The sequence below is a fragment of the Streptomyces sp. NRRL F-5126 genome, from assembly GCF_000721265.1.
GTDB lineage: Bacteria > Actinomycetota > Actinomycetes > Streptomycetales > Streptomycetaceae > Streptomyces.
This window is the reverse complement of the sequence record NZ_JOFZ01000012.1, coordinates 393,932-411,859: the sequence shown is the minus strand read 5'-3', so window position 1 is coordinate 411,859 and position 17,928 is coordinate 393,932. Positions and strand designations below refer to the sequence as shown.

The 17,928-nt window shown below is 73.2% G+C and carries 14 protein-coding genes; 6 read left to right on the top strand and 8 right to left on the bottom strand.

Annotation, left to right across the window (positions count from 1 at the left end):
* Nucleotides 1-54: 54 nt before the first annotated feature.
* The gene (locus tag IH48_RS0126630; protein WP_030909779.1) at nucleotides 55-861 is read left to right on the top strand and encodes an AfsR/SARP family transcriptional regulator; all 807 of its coding nucleotides are present in this window, start codon (nucleotides 55-57) and stop codon (nucleotides 859-861) included.
* 46 nt (nucleotides 862-907) lie between these two features.
* Here IH48_RS0126630 and IH48_RS0126625 read toward each other — a convergent pair whose 3' ends face one another.
* The gene (locus tag IH48_RS0126625) at nucleotides 908-1,846 is read right to left on the bottom strand and encodes a LysR family transcriptional regulator (protein WP_030909777.1); all 939 of its coding nucleotides are present in this window, start codon (nucleotides 1,844-1,846) and stop codon (nucleotides 908-910) included.
* Between the two features lie 162 nt (nucleotides 1,847-2,008).
* Here IH48_RS0126625 and IH48_RS0126620 point away from each other — a divergent pair, with 162 nt between their 5' ends.
* The 3 genes from IH48_RS0126620 to ddaH all read left to right on the top strand — a co-directional run bounded on the left by IH48_RS0126620 (nucleotide 2,009) and on the right by ddaH (nucleotide 5,414).
* Entirely contained in the window at nucleotides 2,009-3,511 is a 1,503-nt protein-coding gene (locus tag IH48_RS0126620) for an MFS transporter (RefSeq protein ID WP_234434390.1), read from the top strand.
* A gap of 151 nt (nucleotides 3,512-3,662) precedes the next feature.
* Nucleotides 3,663-4,490 (top strand): MBL fold metallo-hydrolase, encoded by an 828-nt coding sequence (locus IH48_RS0126615; protein ID WP_234434389.1) that lies wholly within the window; start codon nucleotides 3,663-3,665, stop codon nucleotides 4,488-4,490.
* A 60-nt stretch (nucleotides 4,491-4,550) separates the two neighbouring features.
* Nucleotides 4,551-5,414, top strand: a complete 864-nt coding sequence (ddaH, locus tag IH48_RS0126610; RefSeq protein ID WP_420705545.1) for a dimethylargininase — start codon at nucleotides 4,551-4,553, stop codon at nucleotides 5,412-5,414.
* Here ddaH and IH48_RS0126605 read toward each other — a convergent pair.
* Complete coding sequence (locus IH48_RS0126605) at nucleotides 5,403-6,446, bottom strand: small ribosomal subunit Rsm22 family protein (RefSeq protein ID WP_051840594.1); 1,044 nt, start codon at nucleotides 6,444-6,446, stop codon at nucleotides 5,403-5,405. The two genes, ddaH and IH48_RS0126605, sit on opposite strands and share 12 nt — an antisense overlap.
* A gap of 133 nt (nucleotides 6,447-6,579) precedes the next feature.
* On the opposite strand from IH48_RS0126605, the gene IH48_RS0126600 reads away from it, so the two are divergent.
* Nucleotides 6,580-10,218, top strand: a complete 3,639-nt coding sequence (locus IH48_RS0126600; protein WP_030909763.1) for an AfsR/SARP family transcriptional regulator — start codon at nucleotides 6,580-6,582, stop codon at nucleotides 10,216-10,218.
* 79 nt (nucleotides 10,219-10,297) lie between these two features.
* Here the strand turns inward: IH48_RS0126600 and IH48_RS0126595 are convergent, their stop codons facing one another.
* From IH48_RS0126595 to panB, 3 genes are all read right to left on the bottom strand, one after another.
* A complete protein-coding gene (locus IH48_RS0126595) occupies nucleotides 10,298-11,242 on the bottom strand; it encodes an ABC transporter permease (protein ID WP_078850046.1) in 945 nt (314 codons plus the stop codon).
* Nucleotides 11,239-12,279, bottom strand: a complete 1,041-nt coding sequence (locus IH48_RS0126590; RefSeq protein WP_030909755.1) for an ATP-binding cassette domain-containing protein — start codon at nucleotides 12,277-12,279, stop codon at nucleotides 11,239-11,241. The genes IH48_RS0126595 and IH48_RS0126590 overlap by 4 nt, the downstream gene beginning before the upstream one ends.
* A gap of 158 nt (nucleotides 12,280-12,437) precedes the next feature.
* Nucleotides 12,438-13,346, bottom strand: coding sequence for a 3-methyl-2-oxobutanoate hydroxymethyltransferase (panB, locus tag IH48_RS0126585; protein WP_030909754.1), 909 nt, complete (start codon nucleotides 13,344-13,346; stop codon nucleotides 12,438-12,440).
* 442 nt (nucleotides 13,347-13,788) lie between these two features.
* On the opposite strand from panB, the gene IH48_RS0126580 reads away from it, so the two are divergent.
* Nucleotides 13,789-14,706, top strand: a complete 918-nt coding sequence (locus IH48_RS0126580; RefSeq protein ID WP_420705550.1) for an endonuclease/exonuclease/phosphatase family protein — start codon at nucleotides 13,789-13,791, stop codon at nucleotides 14,704-14,706.
* 100 nt (nucleotides 14,707-14,806) lie between these two features.
* On the opposite strand, the gene IH48_RS0126575 is transcribed toward IH48_RS0126580, so the two are convergent.
* The 3 genes from IH48_RS0126575 to IH48_RS0126565 form a co-directional block, all read right to left on the bottom strand.
* Nucleotides 14,807-15,595: a DUF1684 domain-containing protein gene (locus IH48_RS0126575; protein WP_030909750.1), complete on the bottom strand. Its 789-nt coding sequence runs from the start codon at nucleotides 15,593-15,595 to the stop codon at nucleotides 14,807-14,809.
* Between the two features lie 23 nt (nucleotides 15,596-15,618).
* The gene (locus tag IH48_RS0126570) at nucleotides 15,619-17,067 is read right to left on the bottom strand and encodes an MFS transporter (RefSeq protein WP_051840592.1); all 1,449 of its coding nucleotides are present in this window, start codon (nucleotides 17,065-17,067) and stop codon (nucleotides 15,619-15,621) included.
* A gap of 191 nt (nucleotides 17,068-17,258) precedes the next feature.
* Nucleotides 17,259-17,840, bottom strand: coding sequence for a helix-turn-helix domain-containing protein (locus IH48_RS0126565; protein WP_037843275.1), 582 nt, complete (start codon nucleotides 17,838-17,840; stop codon nucleotides 17,259-17,261).
* Nucleotides 17,841-17,928: the final 88 nt, after the last annotated feature.

Genomic DNA, 17,928 nt, shown 5'->3' with positions numbered 1-17,928 from the left:
CGCCCGCACACCGCCGGCCGCGCCGGAGTGTGATGCCCACCCCGAGGAGGGGCTGTGGAGTTCCGAGTTCTCGGACCGATCGACGTCCGCGCGCAGGGGCGTGACCTGACGCCCAGCGCACCCAAGCAACGGCAGGTGCTCGCCCTGCTCGTGGCACAGGCCAACCACCGGGTCTCGGTGCCCGCCCTGCTGAACGAGGTGTGGGACTGCGAGCCGCCGCGCACCGCGACCACCGCGCTCCAGACGTACATCGGGGCGATACGCAAGGCGCTGGCCGCCGCCACCGGTGCGAGGGCCGGTGACATCGCCGCCCGGCGCCTGGTGACCGACGGCAACGGCTACGTGCTGCGGCTCGCGGAGGACGAGTGCGACCGTCCGCGTTTCGAGCGGCTGGTCCTTGAGGCGCGCGGACTCATGGAGCGGCGCGAGGCTCACACCGCCACCGAAGTACTCGGCCGGGCACTGGCGATGTGGCGCGGCGCGCCCTTCGCCAACGTCCGCCAAGGCAGCCGGCTCACCGCGCAGGCACGCGTGCTGCACGAGACGCACCTCGCCGCGTCGGAGGCGCGCATCGACGCGCTCCTGCTGTGCCGCCGCTTCCCCGAGGCCGTCGCGGAGGCCGTCGCCCTGGTCGGCGACCACCCGTACCACGAGAACGTGCACGCGCAGCTGATGCGGGCGCTGTACGCATCGGGCCGCCGCGCCGCCGCGCTCGACGTGTACCAGTCGCTGCGCCGCAGGATGACCGACGACCTCGGCATCCCCCCATCTCCGTCCACCACCACCCTGCACCACGTGATGCTCCAGGACGCCCCTGACCAGCGCTACTTGGCCGCCGCGGGCGCCGGAACCCTGCTCTGAGCCGCGGCGGCGCGCTCCCCGCCGAGGGCGGCACCGTCCCTCGCCCTCACGCCCCCTCGCCGTCCCACAGGCTCTCCACCGCGTGTGCCGGCCCGCCCACCCCGCCCACGTGCCGCAGCGCCAGCCGCGTGAACTCCCGCAGCCTGGCCGTCTCGTGCCCGGTGCGCCAGATGAACGCGTACTCGATGCGCGGGGCGTCGGAGAGCGGCCGGAAGACCAGGCCGGGACGGCTGTAGTAGTGCGCGCCGGCGGCCGCGACCGGTGTGACACCCTTGCCGGCCAGGACCAGGGAGAGCGCGTCCTCCCAGTGGGTTATGGCCTGCCCGTGCGGGATGGGCCGCCCCGACGGCGTCTGCCGCGGGAAGTGGTGGTCGAGCCAGTGTGACGGCACGCTCCCCCCGACGGTCAGCAGCGTCGCCTCGGCGAGATCCTCGAGGCCCACCGACGCGCGACGCGCGAACGGGTGCGACGACGACATCAGCAGCACCCTGGGCTGCGAGACCAGGACAGGACCGAGCGTCAGGTCGGTCTCGGTCAACGGCGGCTCGGTGACCTGGAGTTCCACGTCCCCGGACCGCAGAGGGCCGTACGGGTCGGAGATCTGCACCTGCCGGATCTGCACGTCGACGCCCGGATGGCGGCGCCCGAACTCCTCCGCGACGCGGTGCAGCAGGTGGCCCGTGAACGCCCCCGAGAAGCCGATGCGCAACGAGCCGGTGATGCCGCGGCCCGCCGACATCGCCTTCGCGAGCGCCTCCTCCACACCGCGCCACGCGGGCGCGAGGTCGCCGCGGAACTGCTCCCCGATCGGTGTCAGTGTGACCCGGCGGCTCGTCCGCTCGAACAGCTTGGCACCGACGCGGCGTTCGAGGCGGGCGACGGTCTGGCTGACCCTGCTCTGCGACACCCCGACCCGGTCCGCGGTCCTGCCGAAGTGCAGTTCCTCGGCAAGGGCGAGGAAGATCTCGATCTCCTGGCGTTCCATTGCCCGATCCCCGTGTCCCTCCCGACGTCGAACGATGAGTCCAGCGGATCGATCGTTGCACAGATCGTTCTTGTTGCGCAGGTGCGCGGGATCGAAGCTGGTCAGGCCGGACAGATCTCAGTCGGGCCACCCCCCCAGACGCATCCCACGGAAGGACCGGCCATGGCCGTCACCGAATCCTCGCCCCCCGCCGACCCCACGCCCGAGGCGCTCGCGCCCCCGGGGCCGTCCGCCGCGCGGCAGGCCGCGCCGGCCCCGGCGGCCGGCAGCGCCTTCGCGGCGCGCGAGTGGCTGGTGCTGATCACCCTGTGCTGCGCCACCTTCATGTGCGGCCTCGACTTCTCCATCGTCACCGTCGCCCTGCCGGACATCGGCAGCGGCCTCGGCTTCTCCTCGACGGGCACGCTCCAGTGGGTGGCGACCGCCAGCCTGCTGCCCTCGGCGAGCCTGCTGCCACTCTTCGCCCGGGTCGCCGACCTGATCGGCCGCAAGCGGCTGTTCACACTCGGCGTCGTCGTCTTCACGCTGTTCTCGCTCGGGGCGGCCCTCGCGAACAGCCCCGGCCTGCTGATCGCGGCCCGCATCGGCCAGGGCACCGCGGCCGCGATGATCGCCCCGGCCGCCATCGCCCTGATGACCGGCTACTTCGCCGAGGGCCCCCAGCGCGCCCGCGCGCTGGGTCTCAACGGCGCGGTGATGTCGCTCGGCTTCGTGCTCGGCGCGCTCGGCGGCGGTGTCATCACGAGCGGCTTCAGCTGGCGCTGGACGATGGTCGCGCTGTGCGCGATGGGCGTGCTCGCGCTGGCCGGTGCGCTCGCCCTGCCGGCGATCCGGGAGTCCGGCGCCGCGCACCGTATGGACATCCCCGGCGCGATCCTCGCCACGTTCGGCCTCTTCGGCCTGGTCTACGGCATCTCCACCGGAGGGGACCAGGGCTGGAGCCGCCCGGACGCGTTCGGCCCGATCGCCGGCGGAGTGCTCCTGCTCGCGGCCTTCCTGCTGGTCGAGCGGCGCCACCCGGAGCCGCTGGTCTCGCTCTCGGTGCTGAACCGGCCGACCGTGAAGTGGTCCGGTCTCTTCGGTGTCATCACCTTCGGCATGTGCGCGGGCACCACCGTGCTGCTCAGCCTCTACATGCAGGACGTGCTCGGCTTCAGCGCCCTCCAGGCCGGCCTCAGCTACCTCGGCGAGGGAGCCGCCGCGACCATCGGCGGACTGTTCGTCGCCAAGCTGCTCGGCCGCTTCGGCGGGGTGAAGGTGCTGGCCGCCGGCCTGCTCATCCAGGGCGCCGGCACGGTCATGATGTTCACCCTGCCGCAGGACGCCGACCTGACCGCCCTGCTGATCACCTCGTCGGTGATGGGCCTCGGCCACGTCTTCAGCGTCGTCTCCTTCATCACCGTGATGACCTCGGGCGTCTCCGAGGAGGACCAGGGCGTCGTCGGGGGCCTGTCGCAGCTGCCGCAGTACGTCGCGGCGATCGGCGTCTCGGCGCTCAGCGCGATCGCCGCCGCCCGCACCCTGGCGCTCGCCGGCGGCAGCTCCGCGCCGTCACGCGCCGACACCCTGGGCGGTCTGCACGCCGGCATGGTGACCGCCGGGATCGTGGCCCTCGTGGGCTCGCTGCTCGTCGGTGTGGTGCTGCGCAAGCGGACCCCCGCGTAGGAAGACGGGCCAGGCCGCCCGTGCCAGGCGCCGGCCGCCGGCACCGTCCGCACACCCGGCGCGTCCATCCGCCCCCGCAAGGGCGGCCGGACGCGCCGGCCGGAATCCGAGCCGCGCCGGGCCGCCTTGGCCGCCCGGGAGGGGATCATCCGTGAACGACATCCGGCTGCGCAGGCCCTCGGCGGTGCGCTCCTTGAGCGTGGGCGAGCTGAGGGTCAGCTACGTACCGGACGGCGCCATGCTGCTCAAGCCGGACGGCTGCCTGCCCGCGGCGGCCGACCGTATCCGCGCCGTCCACGGCGCCTATCTCAACGACACCCGAAGGCTCGTCGCCAACACCGGCGGCCTGCTGGTCGAGCACGGCGCACGCGCCCTGCTGATCGACGCCGGATACGGCCCGCACGCGCTCCCCGAGGACCCGGACCACCCCTACAGCGGCGCGGTGCACGGCGGAGGACTGCCCGGCAGCCTCGCCCTCGTCGGGCGCTCACCGCGGACGATCGAGACGGTCGCCTTCACCCACCTGCACCCCGACCACATCGGCTGGGCGCGCGCCGAGCCGCCCCTGTTCACCCGGGCCACCTTCGTCGTGCCGAAGGCCGAGTGGGACCACAGGGGACCCGGCACCTGGCCGATCGAGGCGAAGGTACGCCTCGTGCTGCCGGGCGAGGAGGTCTTCCCCGGGGTGCACGCGCTGGCCCTGCCGGGGCACACCGCGGGGCACACCGGCTTCGTCATCGCCTCGGGCCCCACCCGCCTGCTCGCGTTCGGCGACGCCCTGATCACCCCGCTCCAGGTCAGCCACCCCGACTGGTCGCCCGTCCCGGACGACGACCCCGGCCAGTCCGCCCGCCACCGACGCCGCCTCCTCGCCGAACTGGAACGCTCCGGCACGCTCGGCTTCGGCATCCACTTCGCCGACGTCGTCTTCGGGCGCGTCCGCCGGACGGCGCAGGGACTCGCCTGGCTCCCGGTGTGAACCGACCGAACCACCCGAACGGATCACTGCGGACAGCGGCCACCGCGGCGCACGATGTGGGTGTCACGCACAACGTCGTGCGCGACCACCGTCCGTGAGGAGTACACCGTGCACCGTGCCGCCTCGCCCCGCAGCTACCTCATGTGCCCGCCCACGCACTTCGAGGTCACCTACTCGATCAACCCCTGGATGGACCCGGCCAAGCCGGTGGACGTGCGGCTCGCCGTCGCCCAGTGGGAGATCCTGCGCGACCGCTACCTCGCGCTCGGGCACACCGTCTCCTTCCTCGCGCCGCGCCCGGGACTGCCCGACATGGTGTTCGCGGCCAACGGCGCCACCGTCGCCGACGGCCGCGTGCTCGGTGCGCGCTTCGCTCACGGACAGCGCACGGAGGAGGCCGGGGCGCACCTCGCCTGGTTCCGCGCACACGGCTTCGCCGACGTCCGAGAACCGGTCCATGTCAACGAGGGGGAGGGCGACTTCGCGGTCACCGCGTCGTACATCCTCGCCGGACGCGGCTTCCGCTGCGTGCCGCTCGCACACGACGAGGCGCAGGAGTTCTTCGGCAGACCCGTCATCGGCCTGGACCTCGTCGACCCGCGCTTCTACCACCTCGACACCGCGCTGTGCGTCCTGGACGACGCGAGCGACGAGGTCATGTACTACCCCGAAGCCTTCTCGCCGGGCAGCCGCTCCGTGCTCGCCCGGCTCTTCCCCGACGCGCTGCTCGCCGACGCGGGCGACGCCGCGGCGCTCGGCCTCAACGCCGTGAGCGACGGACTGCACGTCCTGCTGCCGCAGGCCGCTGTCGGTCTTTTCGGGCCGCTGCGCGACCGCGGGTTCGAGCCGATCGGCGTCGACCTCGGGGAGCTGCTCAAGGGCGGCGGCAGCGTGAAGTGCTGCACGCAGGAGCTACGCGTCTGACCCCGGGTCCCGTTCACGCTCCGCGCCGCCTTGCCGGTGCTCCCGCTGGGGCGGCGGCCACGCGTCGCCCCAGTCCGCGGAGCGTGCCGCGCGGTACTCGGCGCCCCGCCGCTTCGTGACCGTCTCCCGGCGCAGTCCGTCCGCCACCGTGCACAGGTCGAGCAGCACCTGGCCCTTCCTGGTCATCGGCCTGCGCACCACCCGCGCGGGCGCGGCCTGCGCCGGCAGGCGCACCGCGGCGACGTAGCTGAACTTCTCGTCCTCGTACGGCAGCGAGCCGCCCTTGACCTGCCGGTGCAGCGACGACCTGCCGACGCGCGCCGCGAAGTGGCACCAGTCGGCGCCCCGCTCGATCGGGCACGCACCGTCGTGCGGACAGGGCGCCGCGATCCGCAGGCCCGCCCCGATCAGCAGGTCGCGGGCCGCCATGATCCGCTCGTAGCCGTCCGGGCTGCCAGGTTCCACGACCACCACGGCGCGCGCGGCCCGCGCTGCGCCCGCCACCAGCGCCGCTCGGTCGTCCGGCGTCAGTTCCTTCAGCACGTAGCCGACGGTGAGCAGGTCGCAGGCGGGCAGCTCACCGGCCGCCCCACCGACACGGGCCCGCGTCCACCGGGTGTCGCGCAGGGCCGGGACACCGGCCGCGAGGTCCCGGCCCGCGGCGAGTGCCGGCCCGGCCCAGTCGAGCACCGTCGTCGTCCGGCTTCCGGGCCAGGTCGCGGCGGCCGCCCAGACGGCCGCGCCGGTGCCGCCGCCCACGTCGACATGGCTGCCGGGCGCCCAGCCGGGCGCCGCGTCCGCGAGGGCGCCGAGGGCGGCGCGCTCGGCCTCGAAGGTGGCCGGCATCCGGTACGCGGCGTACGCGGCGGCGTCGGCGGCGTCGCGCAGTACGGGCGTGTGGGTGGGGGTCGTGCCGCGGTAGGTGGCGATCAGCCGGTCGACGGCCGCGGCCGTCCGCGCGGGCGGCTCCCCTTCGAGCAGGCCGGCGAGGGCCGCGCGCAGGGTTTCCGAGGTGGGGAGGGTCGCGTTCACCGCGGGAAGTCTAGACGCGAGGGACGGGCCCGACGGTACGGGCCGACGGTACGGCCCGACGGGACGGGCCCGAGCGCGCCGGCGCCCGGGGCGCCCGGATCGGCTGAGACGCCCGCTGGGAGACAATGACGCCATGCGCTACCGCATCCTCGGCACGACCCGCGCCTTCCACGACGACGGCACCCCCGTCGCCATCGGGGGCGCGCGCCTGCGCGCCCTGCTCACCTCGCTCGCGATGCGCCCCGGCCGCACGGTGCCGGTCGGCGTGCTCGTCGCCGACGTCTGGGACGGCGACCCGCCCGCGGACGGCGTCGCGGCGCTGCAGGCCCTGGTCGGCCGGCTCCGCAGGGCGCTCGGGCACGACGCGATCGCGTCCGCCGAGGGCGGCTACCGGCTGTGTGCGGCCGAGGACGACGTGGACGGCCACCGTTTCGTCCGCCTCACCGCCGAGGGCGTGCGCGCGCTGGAGACGGGTGACCCGGTGAAGGCGAGCACGCTGCTCGCGGACGCGCTGGCGCTGTGGCAGGGCCCGGCGCTCGCCGACCTGCCGGACCGGGGCGGGGACGCCGCCCGCCTGCGGACGCGCCGTCAGGACGCGCACCGCACCGCGCTCGCGGCCGCGCTCGAACTCGGCAAGGCGGACGAGGCGCTGCCCGAACTGACCGCGCTGTGCGAGGAGTTCCCGCTGGACGAGCGCCTGCACGCGCTGCGCGTGCGCGCGCTTCGCGACAGCGGGCGCCCGGCGGAGGCGCTGGCCGCCTACGAGGAGACGCGCCGGCTGCTCGCCACCCGCCTCGGCACCGACCCGGGGCCCGAACTGCGCTCCCTGCACAGCGCGTTGCTCGCGGGCGACACCGGCCGCCAGGACCGCTCCGGGCGTCCGGAGCGTTCCAGGCACCCGGAGCGGCGCGCCCCCGATGCTCCGGCGCCACCCGCGTCCCTCACCCCCACGCCGCCGGCGCCGCCCGGGAACCTCCGGGCCCGCCTGACCTCCTTCGTCGGGCGCCAGGACGACATCAGGGCCCTCCACGGCGACCTCGCGCGCTCCCGCCTCGTCACGCTCACCGGCCCGGGCGGGTCCGGCAAGACCCGCCTCTCCCAGGAGGCGGCCGAGGCGGCGGGCGGCCCCTCGTACCCCGACGGCGTGTGGCTGGCCGAACTCGCCCCCGTCGAGGACCCCGGCGGGGTGCCCGAGGCGGTGCTCGGAGCGCTGCGCGCCCGCGAGACCGTCCTGCGCGGCGCGGGCGCCGAGAGCCTCCGCGCGGCGGACCCGCACGCGGACGACCCGCTGGAGTCGCTGGTCGAGCACCTGGCGCGGCGGCGCGTGCTGCTGGTGCTCGACAACTGCGAGCACGTGGTGGACGCGGCGGCGGCGCTCGCGGAGGTGCTGCTGACGCGATGCCCCGGCCTTTCGGTGGTGGCGACGAGCCGCGAGCCACTGGGCGTGCCGGGGGAAGTGGTGCGCCCGGTCGAGCCGCTGCCGCCGGGCTCGGCGTTCCGGTTGTTCGCCGAGCGCGGCGGCGCGGCGCGGTCGGGGTTCGACGCGGAGGGGGACCCGGAGGCGGTCGAGGAGATCTGCCGGCGTCTCGACGGGCTGCCGCTGGCGATCGAGCTCGCGGCCGCGCGGCTGCGGCTGCTGACGCCGCGGCAGATCGCGGACCGCCTTGACGACCGGTTCCGGCTGCTGACCGGTGGGAGCCGTACGGTGCTGCCGCGGCAGCAGACGCTCCGAGCGGTGGTGGACTGGTCCTGGGAGCTGCTGGACGAGGGGGAGCGCGCGGTGCTGCGGCGGCTGTCCGTCTTCGCCGGCGGCTGCGACCTCCCCGCCGCGGAAGCCGTGTGCGCGGACCCCGCGCCGGGGGCGGCCGCGTGCGGCGAGGCCCCCGCCCCGGGCTCGCGCGCCGGGGGCGGCCCGCGCAGCGCCGACGGCGCGGCGAGCGTCAACGGCGGGGGCAATGGGCCGAGTTCGGCTGAGGCGAACGGGACGTCCGGCCCTGGGGGTGGCGCACACCGCGTGGAGGACGCGTTCCGCCCGGGGCATGCGATCGGTCAGGGGCACCTGGGGGTGCACGGCGACGACATCGCGGCCGTGCTCGGGTCGCTCATCGACAAGTCCCTCGTGGTCGCCGTCCCGGGGACCGGCCCCGACGCCGGCATGCGCTACCGGCTCCTGGAGACCGTCGCCGAGTACGCGGCACACCGGCTCGACCAGGCAGGCGAGCGGGGGGCGACCGAGCGCGCGCACATCGTGCACTACCGCGAGCTGGCGCGGACCACCGACCTCCAGCTGCGCGGCCACGGCCAGCGCACGGCTCTCGAACGGCTCCAGCGCGAGTGGGAGAACCTGCGCACCGCCATGCGCAGGGCGCACGCGGCGGGCGACGAGCAGGAACTGCTCTGCTTCGTGCTCTCCCTCGCCTGGTACTGGCAGATGCTCGACCAGCGCGCCGAGGCGCGGCACTGGGCCGGGATCGCGGTGGAGTTCAGCTCCGACCCGTTCGCACCGCCGGCGGCGCCCGCCCCGCCGATCCACGAGCGGTGCACCGACGCGCCGCCGCCGATGCGCGACGAGGTGCTGGCGGAGGCACGGCGCGAGGTGTGGCTGTTCCGCATGCTCCAGGCGGAGTTCACCGCGGAGGGCTGGCTCGCCGGGCAGCAGGAGTGGCTGTCGAACGTCGCCCGGGTCTACCGGGCCGGGCTGCCCCAGACCTGCCGCTTCCCCGGCACGTTCTGGCTGCTCGCCATGTTGTTCACCGGGAACATCGACCGGCTCCTGGCGGGGCTCGACGCGACCGTGGAGGCGTGCGAGCGCCTCGGCTACGACTGGGACCTCGCGAGCGTGCTGCAGATGCGCGCCAACGTCATGGCCAACCGGAGCGCCTACGCCGAGTCGGCCGCCCGCGACGCCGACCGCGCCCTCGTCATCTTCGAGCGGCTCGGTGACCACTGGGGGGCCGCCGAGTCGCTGTCCGCGCGCGGTGAGGCACATGAGCGGCTGGGCCGCTTCGAGGACACCGTCGACGACTTCGCGACGGCCGTCGAGTACGCCGAGGGCCTCGGTGCCGGCAACCACGTCTCGCTGCTGAAGGTCAGGCTCGGGCAGAACCTGTTCGAACTCGGGCGCGGCGCCGAGGGCGAGAAAATGATCAGGGGCGTGCTCGCGGCCGACGAGGGGAGTGCGTCGGCCGGCCACGAGGTGGTCCCCGTGGCGAGGATGTCCCTCGCCCTCCAACTCGGCCGCGCGGGCCGCAGGGCGGAGGCGCGCGAACTGCTGACCCAGGCCAAGGAACTGCTGGCGACGACCGGCCCGATCATGATCTTCCGCTCGCTCGTGCTGTCCGGTCTGGCCTGGCTCGACGCGGAGGACGGCGCCTACGCGCGGGCGCGTGAGGGCATACGCGCCGTAATGGTGCACGCCGAGATACCGATGTCGGAGCTGGTGGCACCGGAGATGAGCGCGGTCCACCTGCTGATCGCGGCCAGGGCCCTGGCCGGCCTCGCGACGGCGCCTGACGGAGCGGACGGAGCGGACGGAGCGGACGGCCGAGGCGGCGAGGACCGCGGCGCCCTCGCCTACGACGCGGCGCGCCTGGTGGGCGCCTACGAGGCGCTGGTGCCCGAGGGACACGTGCGCGCCTCGTTCGAGAAGGAGCTGTACGAGGTGGCGTGGCAGGAAACGCTCTCGGCGCTCTCCGGGGACACCGCCGCGCACGCCGAGGCGCACGACCGGGGCGCCGCCCTGACCATGGCCGAGGCCAGGGCCATCATCTGACGCGGCGTCCGGTCGCGACGCTCCGGTGCGGGCCGCCCCCCGGCGGCCCGCACCGCACTCGGTGCTCGGTGCACGCCGCTCAGGTCTTGTCGCGGAACTTGCGTACCGCGAGCGGCGCCATCACCAGCGTGATCCCCGCCGCCCACGCGAGCGTCATCCAGGCGGAGTGCGCCACCGGGCCCCCGTTGACCAGGCCGCGGGCCGCGTCCGCCAGGTTGGACAGCGGGTTGTAGTCCGTGAACGCCTGCAGCCAGCCGGGCATCGTCTTCGTCGGCGCGAAGATCGAGGAACCGAACTGCAGCGGCATCAGCACGATCATGGCGACCCCCTGGACGGCCTGGGCCGTCTTCATCGTCAGCCCCAGCAGGATGAAGATCCACATCAGCGCGGCGCCGAAGAGCAGGGAGAGCCCCACCGCCGCCAGCAGGCCGAGCACCGACGTCTGCACCGTCATGCCGAGCGCGAACCCCATGCCGAGCAGGATCGCCGTGGCGACGATCATCCGGCCGACCTCGACCACGATCTTCGCGATCAGCACGGACGACCTGGCGATCGGCATCGTGCGGAAACGGTCCATGACCCCCTTGCGGAAGTCGTCGTTCATGCCCGTGCCGACGGCCATGGCGATGTTCATGCCCATCATCGCCATCAGCCCGGGCACCACGTAGTTCAGGTAGTCGTGGCGGTCACCGCCGAGGCTCGCGCCCACCGACCCGCCGAACACGTACACGAACAGCACCGTGAAGACGATCGGCATCAGCAGGACGTCGAACATCGACTCGGGGTCCTGCTTGATCTGCAGGGCGTTGCGCCGCGCGAGTGCGCCGATGTGCCGCAGGTGCGCCCGCAGCCCGATCCGCCCCTCCGCGCCGGCGCGGGTACCGGGACCGCCCGGGGGAGCGGAACCCTGCGGCGGGGCGCCCCGCTCCACCGCGGCCCCGCCTGCCGCGTGCGTCGCCTCCGTCGTCGTACCCGCCGCCGCGCCCGCCGTGGCGCCCGTCTCGTTCGTCGATGTGGCCGTCATGCGGCAACCCCCTCGGTCTCGGCGGCACCCGCGGTGCCCGTCGTCTTCTCGCCCGTGATGGCCAGGAACACCTCGTCCAGGCTCGGCAGGTGCGTGCCGATGTGCGCGATGGAGAAGCCGCGCTCACCGAGCAGCCCGATCACCGCGGTCAGCTGCTCGTCGCTGAGGATCGGCACGTACAGCGCGCCCTCGTCAGGCACCGCCGTCGCCCCGGACACCCCGTCGAGCCCCGTCTCGGCGAGCGTCCGCGCCATCGCCGCCACGGTGGCCGGATCGCTCGGCACGATGCGCAGCGTCCTGCCGCCGACCTTGGCCTTCAGCTCGTCCACCCGGCCGCTCGCGATGACGCGGCCGCGGTCGAAGACCGTCAGCTCGTCCGCGAGCTGCTCGGCCTCCTCCATGTACTGCGTGGTCAGCAGCACGGTCGCCCCCTCGCCGACCAGCCGCTGCACCTCGTCCCACACCTCGTTGCGCGTGCGCGGGTCGAGGCCCGTCGTCGGCTCGTCCAGGTAGAGCACCGACGGCCTGCCGATCATGGAGGCCGCCAGGTCGAGCCTGCGCCGCATGCCGCCCGAGTACTGCATGGCGGGCTTCTTCGCGGCGTCCGTCAGCGAGAAGCGCTCCAGCAGCTCGTCCGCCCTGCGCCGGGCGTCGGACCGGGGCAGGTCGAGCAGGCGCCCGATCATGTACAGGTTCTCCCGGCCGGACAGCTTCTCGTCCACCGAGGCGTACTGGCCGGTCAGGCCGATCGTGCGGCGCAGCTGCCTGGGCTGCCGCAGTACGTCGTAGCCCGCGACCCGCGCCGAGCCGGCGTCGGGCCGCAGCAGCGTGGAGAGGATGCGTACGAGCGTGGTCTTGCCCGCGCCGTTCGGCCCCAGCACGCCGAGGACCGTGCCCTCGCGCACGTCGAGGTCGACCCCGTCGAGGGCCCTGGTGCCCTGGGAGCCGCCGAACTGCTTGACGAGCCCCCGCACCTCGACGGCGATGCCCCTGCGGTGACCGCTCGGGTTCTTGTCGATTCGCGTCATGGCCACCATCAGACCAGCCGCCACCGACAACGCACCGACATGTCGCCGACAGGCGGGTGCGGGACGTGCGGCAGACGCGCGGCAGCCCGCCGGCGGGGGACGTCCGGCGGGCTGCCGATGGTGCGGGCAGTGGCTCAGGGGCGCGGCAGCACGGTGGGACGTGCCGCTCAGTGGAACGTGTGGTCCTCCTGCGGGAACGTTCCCTCGACGACCTCGTCGGCGAACGCGCGCGCCGCGTCGCGCAGCGTGCCGCGCACGTCCGCGTACTGCTTCGTGAAACGCGGCACACGGCCGGGCGTCAGGCCCACCATGTCCGTGTAGACGAGCACCTGCGCGTCGGTCTCGGGTCCGGCGCCGATGCCGACCGTCGGAATGTGCAGGCTGCCCGTCACCTCGGCGGCGAGCTCTCCGGGCACCAGTTCGAGCACCACCGCGAACGCGCCGGCGTCCTGCACGGCCTTCGCGTCACGCAGCAGCTGCTGCGCCGCCTCCTCGCCGCGCCCCTGCACCCGGTAGCCCATCGAGTTGACCGACTGCGGGGTGAGGCCGATGTGCGCCATCACGGGAATGCCCGACCGCACGAGCAGGGAGATCTGCTCGTGCGAGCGCTCACCGCCCTCCAGCTTCACCGCGCCCACGCCCGCGTCCTTCACCAGGCGGGTGGCGCTGCGCAGGGCCTGCACAGGGCCCTCCTGGTACGAGCCGAACGGCAGGTCGCCCACGATCAGCGCGCGCTTGGTGCCGCGCACGACGGCGGCGGACAGCATCGCCATCTCGTCGAGTGTCACCGGCACCGTTGTCTCGTACCCCAGGTGGCAGTTGCCCATGGAGTCGCCGACGAGCATCACGGGGATCCCGGCCTCGTCGAACACGGACGCCGTCATGGCGTCGTACGCGGTGAGCATGGGCCACCGCTCGCCGCGCTCCTTGGCCGCGGTGATGTCGTGGACCGTGATCCTGCGGGAGCTCTTGCCGCCGTACAGGGCCTTGCCGCCGTCGGAGCGCGCCGATGGCCGCCGGCCGGCCGGCGGCTGTTCGGCGGGCGGCTGCTGTTCGCGGGCAGGATGAACTGTCATGGCCGAAGGCCCTTCCGTCATCTCGAGGCGCCCTGACGGCGTCCCCGGACCACCTCCATGGTGGCACTCGCGGACGGGTGCGGGAAGTGGGGGTTGCGCCGCACCCCTGTGATTCCGCCCCCACCGCCGTCGGGGAACCCCCGACGGCGTACGTCACGTCATGGTCTCGGAAGGGCCGTCGTGAGGCGGCACGGAAAGCGGGCTCACATCACCTAGGGTCGGACGGACCCGGGGCGGGACGCGGGACGGGTTCCCGGTCCCGGCCCGGCAGGCACGGGCGAAGTCAGCGAGGGCATACATGACGCAGGAGCGCACGGCGGACACGGAGACGACGACGGTCGCGCAGGACCGGCTCGGCACCGGGATCCGGCGCGGCCCTGCCTGGCTCAAGGGCCCCGCCGGGTTCAAGAGCCCTGCCTGGCTGAGGCGCTGGCGGCCCGGCATGTGGCGCAGGGGAGTGGTGCTCGCGGCCTTCGCCGTCCTGCTCACGCTGCTGATGGCGCTGCATTCGCACATCCCGGACAGAATCGGCAACTTGGGCAGCCTGGCCGAGACCTTCCTGCCCTGGTTCGGCGTCTTCCTGCCCGCCATCCTGGTCCTCGCGCTGGTGCGGCGGTCCGCGACGGCGCTCGTCGCGCTCATCCTGCCCGTCGCCGTCTGGCTGAACCTGTTCGGCGGACTGGTCGTCAGCAAGGAGTCGCCCGGCGGCGACTTCACCGTCGCCACGCACAACGTGGACGCGGACAACCCCGATCCGGCGGGCACGGCCGCGGACCTGACGCGCTCGGGCGCCGACGTCGTCGCGCTCGAAGAGGTGACGCCGGCAGCGCTGCCCGCGTACGAGAAGGGCCTGGCCGGCACGTACAAGTACCACGCCGTCGAGGGCACGGTCGGCCTCTGGAGCAAGTACCCGATGAGCGGCACGCGCGCGGTCGACATCCGGATCGGCTGGAAGCGCGCCATGCGCTCCACGATCTCCACACCGCACGGGGACGTCGCGGTCTACGTGGCGCACCTGCCGTCGGTGCGCGTCAAGCTGCACGCGGGCTTCACCGCCAACCAGCGCGACAAGAGCGCCTTCGCGCTGGGCAAGGCGATCGCGAAGGAGCGCCAGCGGCGCGTGGTCCTGCTCGGCGACCTGAACGGCACGATGAACGACCGCTCCCTCACCGCCGTGACGTCCCAGCTGCGCAGCACGCAGGGCGCGGCGGGCGACGGGTACGGATTCAGCTGGCCCGCGTCGTTCCCGATGGCGCGCATCGACCAGATCATGGTGCGCGGCGTGGGCCCGAGGTCGTCCTGGACACTGCCGCGCACGGGCAGCGACCACCGCCCGATCGCGGCGCGCGTCGAGCTGTGAGCCGGCCGGCACGCCGAGGCCGCGGCGCGGCTACGAGGAGCGCGTCGCGGCCGTGCTGGGCCCTGCCCGCAGGGCGTGTCCCCGACGGGCAGGGCGGGCCTTACCTGACCGGCTTCTTCTCGCCGGCCTCGACGCGGAAGGGGTACCGGTTGCCGGCAGGCGGCGTCGGGCAGATCGGGAAGTGGTCGCCGAAGGCGCAGGGCAGGTTGATGGCCCGGTTGAAGTCGAGCGTGACGTTGCCGTACTCGTCCGGGGCGGGGATGTCGAGCGCGCGGCCCGCCGGGTAGGTGGTGTCATCGCCGGTGGCGTCGGCGAAGACGGTGGTGTACTGCCCGTGGGGGGTGATGACCTGCATCGTGTACTCCTGGCCGGCGATCTCGAAGCGCACCACGCCCGGAGTGGCGTAGTCGTGCGAGCCCTGGCCCACCGTGCGCAGGGCGAGCGACTGGTCGGAGTCGTACGCCTCGAACCTGCCCGGGATGATCCAGTCGGGGTTCGGGTCGTAGGTGGGAACGCCGTCGAACGCTCGCAGGGCCGGAGCGCCCGGGTTGTACGTGATGATGTGGTAGCCCTCACGGTAGGTGATCCCGACCTCCACGTCAGCCGCGACGACCCGTTGGTCGTCGGGCCCGGCGGCGAGGCCGAGGGCCTGAACGGCGGTGAATTCGGCCCCGTCGAAGGACATGGCCGTGCCGTCGGGGTCGACCATCAGCCTGTCGCCGTCCTGCCACCACAGGCCGGGGGTGCCGTCAAACCGGCGAGGGGTGTCATCCAGCCAGTTGACCGACACGGCGGACAGCCAGCCGTGGGGCCGGCTGAGCCACTGCTCCCAACCGGTCCGCCAGGCTTCCCAGTCGGTGCGGTAGCTCTCGGAGAGTGAGGTTTTCATGTCGTAGTCCTCATCGTGTGTGTTCAGTCGCGCGGGGTGGTTTGTTCGGTGTCCGCCCGGTTTTCTCGGCGCTTGCCGAGGGGGCGTGCCCAGACCGCGAACAGCAGCAGGGCAAGGAGGGGGAAGACGATGGCCAGCGTCAGGGCGGTGGAGATTCCGGTCGCTTTTCCGGACGAGGCCGCGGTGCCGGCGAAGACGGTCGACAGAACGGACAGCCCGGTGGCGCCGCCGAGCTGCTGCATGGCCTGGTTCAGGCTTGAGGCCGCTCCCAGGTGCTCCGGCGGAGCGTTGTGCATGATCACGGTGGTCAGCGGTCCGATGGTCAGGCCCGCGCCCAGCCCCAGCAGCAGGAAGGGCCCGAAGAGCCCGCCGAGGTAGCCGCCGGCCGGCGTGATGGATGACATCCATGCCAGGCCGCTCGCCAGGCCGACCATGCCCAGCGAACCGACCAGGCGCTCTCCGTAACGGGTCACCAGACGGCTGACGGTGAAGTTGGTGGTCAGCATGCCCGCGGTGAAGGGAAGCACGGCAAGGCCGGTCTGCAGCGGGGTGAAGTCCAGGACGTCCTGGGTGTAGAGAGCGGCGAAGTAGAGGAAACCGAACTGGCCGGCCGGGATCAGCATCATCGCCAGCAGAGGGGCCGCGCTGGACATGCGCTGGAAGAAGCTCAGCGGTACCACTGGCGACGAGTGGCGGCGCTCGGTCACGACCAACACCGCCAGTCCCGCTGCGGCCAGGACGAAGGATCCGATGACCGTACTGCTCGTCCACCCTTGATCGGCCGCCGTGGTCAGCCCGTAGACCAGAGCGGACATTCCGATCGTGGACGCCGCCGCACCACCGACGTCAAGCCGGCTGGAGTGACGTTCGGTCTCGGGAATCCGCGCCCGGACCCCGAAGAACACCAACGCTCCGATCGGCACGTTGATGAACATCACCCACTGCCACCCGAGGCCGGTGGTCAGGGCGCCGCCCAGGGTGAGACCGAGGCCGGCACCCAGCCCGATGGACAGCACGAACAGCGACATCGCGCGGGCGCGCTGCACACCGGGCCGGGTGATCGACATCAGCAGCACCAGTGTGCTCGGCGCCGCCAGAGCGGCGCCGATACCCTGAAGGACACGCGCCGCGATCAACATGGCCGGTGTTCCGGCGAACCCGCCCAAGGCGGACGCCGCGACGAAGATGGCGATACCGGTCAGCAGCGCCCGCCGCGGGCCGATGATCGAGCCCACCTTGCCGCTGACCAGGACCAGGCCCCCGAACACCAGTGCGTAGGACGTCACGACCCACGACAGGCCGGCGGCCGAGAAACCGAGTGCGCGCTGGATCTCGGGGAGCGCGACGTTCACCACGCTGTTGTCGATCACCAGCGTGACCTGCATCAAGGTGAGAACCAGCACGGACACGTACGGAAGCCGTGTCTGTTCGGCCGTGCCCTGGCCGGTGTCGCCTGCGGTCTGGACGGACATCGATCCTCTCCTCCTGTCTCGCCCGGCACCAGCCGGGTCACAGGGGCGTCAACGGATCTCTGCGGCAGACGAACGCGTCTTTGCCACCTTCGCAAAATGCGGGTCGAGCGGTCATCGGTACGGACCGTTCGCGCAGGCCGGAGGAGGCCCGCGCCGGGCCACGGACTCTCTCGGGCGGCGGGCGGCCCCAGTCACGTCGTGTGCGTGTGGAGGTGCATCTCCTGGCCTTGCTGCCCGAAGATGATGAGCACCTCCAAGGGCCTGCTCCCCGCGTTCACCATCGCGTGCGGGGTCCGGGTGCCGAACTCGGCGGCCTCTCCGGAGCCCAACCGGAACTCCTCATCACCGAGAACGAGCCGCAACGTGCCGGTGAGGACGTAGATCCACTCGCGGCCCTCGTGCACCTGCAGGTCGAGCTGGTCGGGGTGCTGTGCCTGCACCGGCAGCACCTGCTTGAACGCGTTGACGCCGCCCGGATCCCGGGACAGCGGAACCCACACCACGCCGTCACGGGAGATCGGTCGCGGGTGGATGCGCGGATCGCCTGTCGGCGGCGCACCGACCAGTTCGTCGAGCGGCATGCGGTACGCCTGCGCGAGGGGCAGCAGTACCTCCAAGGTGGGACGCCGTTTTCCCGACTCGATCCGGGACAGCGTGCTGATGGACATGCCTGTCAGTTCCGAGAGCTGCTCCAGTGTGCGTCCGCGCCGCCGGCGAATGGCACGCAGCCGTTGTCCGATCGAACTGAGGGCGGCATTGATGTCGTCGGCCATGGCGCAGTCTCGCATCCACCCGCTCGGCATGTCCTGTCGTCCACGATCGGGGAACCACACGTTGACGATGCCGTGCGCCGGCGGTGCG

What these genes read in the sequence shown, in the direction of transcription:
- IH48_RS0126590 (WP_030909755.1), bottom strand. Translation starts at nt 12,279, where the DNA reads ATGGTGGCCATGACGCGAATCGACAAGAACCCGAGCGGTCACCGCAGG.
- IH48_RS0126595 (WP_078850046.1), bottom strand. Translation starts at nt 11,242, where the DNA reads ATGACGGCCACATCGACGAACGAGACGGGCGCCACGGCGGGCGCGGCG.
- IH48_RS0126625 (WP_030909777.1), bottom strand. Translation starts at nt 1,846, where the DNA reads ATGGAACGCCAGGAGATCGAGATCTTCCTCGCCCTTGCCGAGGAACTG.
- panB (WP_030909754.1), bottom strand. Translation starts at nt 13,346, where the DNA reads ATGACAGTTCATCCTGCCCGCGAACAGCAGCCGCCCGCCGAACAGCCG.
- IH48_RS0126580 (WP_420705550.1), top strand. Translation starts at nt 13,789, where the DNA reads ATGTGGCGCAGGGGAGTGGTGCTCGCGGCCTTCGCCGTCCTGCTCACG.
- IH48_RS0126575 (WP_030909750.1), bottom strand. Translation starts at nt 15,595, where the DNA reads ATGAAAACCTCACTCTCCGAGAGCTACCGCACCGACTGGGAAGCCTGG.
- IH48_RS0126570 (WP_051840592.1), bottom strand. Translation starts at nt 17,067, where the DNA reads ATGTCCGTCCAGACCGCAGGCGACACCGGCCAGGGCACGGCCGAACAG.
- IH48_RS0126565 (WP_037843275.1), bottom strand. Translation starts at nt 17,840, where the DNA reads ATGGCCGACGACATCAATGCCGCCCTCAGTTCGATCGGACAACGGCTG.
- IH48_RS0126620 (WP_234434390.1), top strand. Translation starts at nt 2,009, where the DNA reads ATGGCCGTCACCGAATCCTCGCCCCCCGCCGACCCCACGCCCGAGGCG.
- IH48_RS0126600 (WP_030909763.1), top strand. Translation starts at nt 6,580, where the DNA reads ATGCGCTACCGCATCCTCGGCACGACCCGCGCCTTCCACGACGACGGC.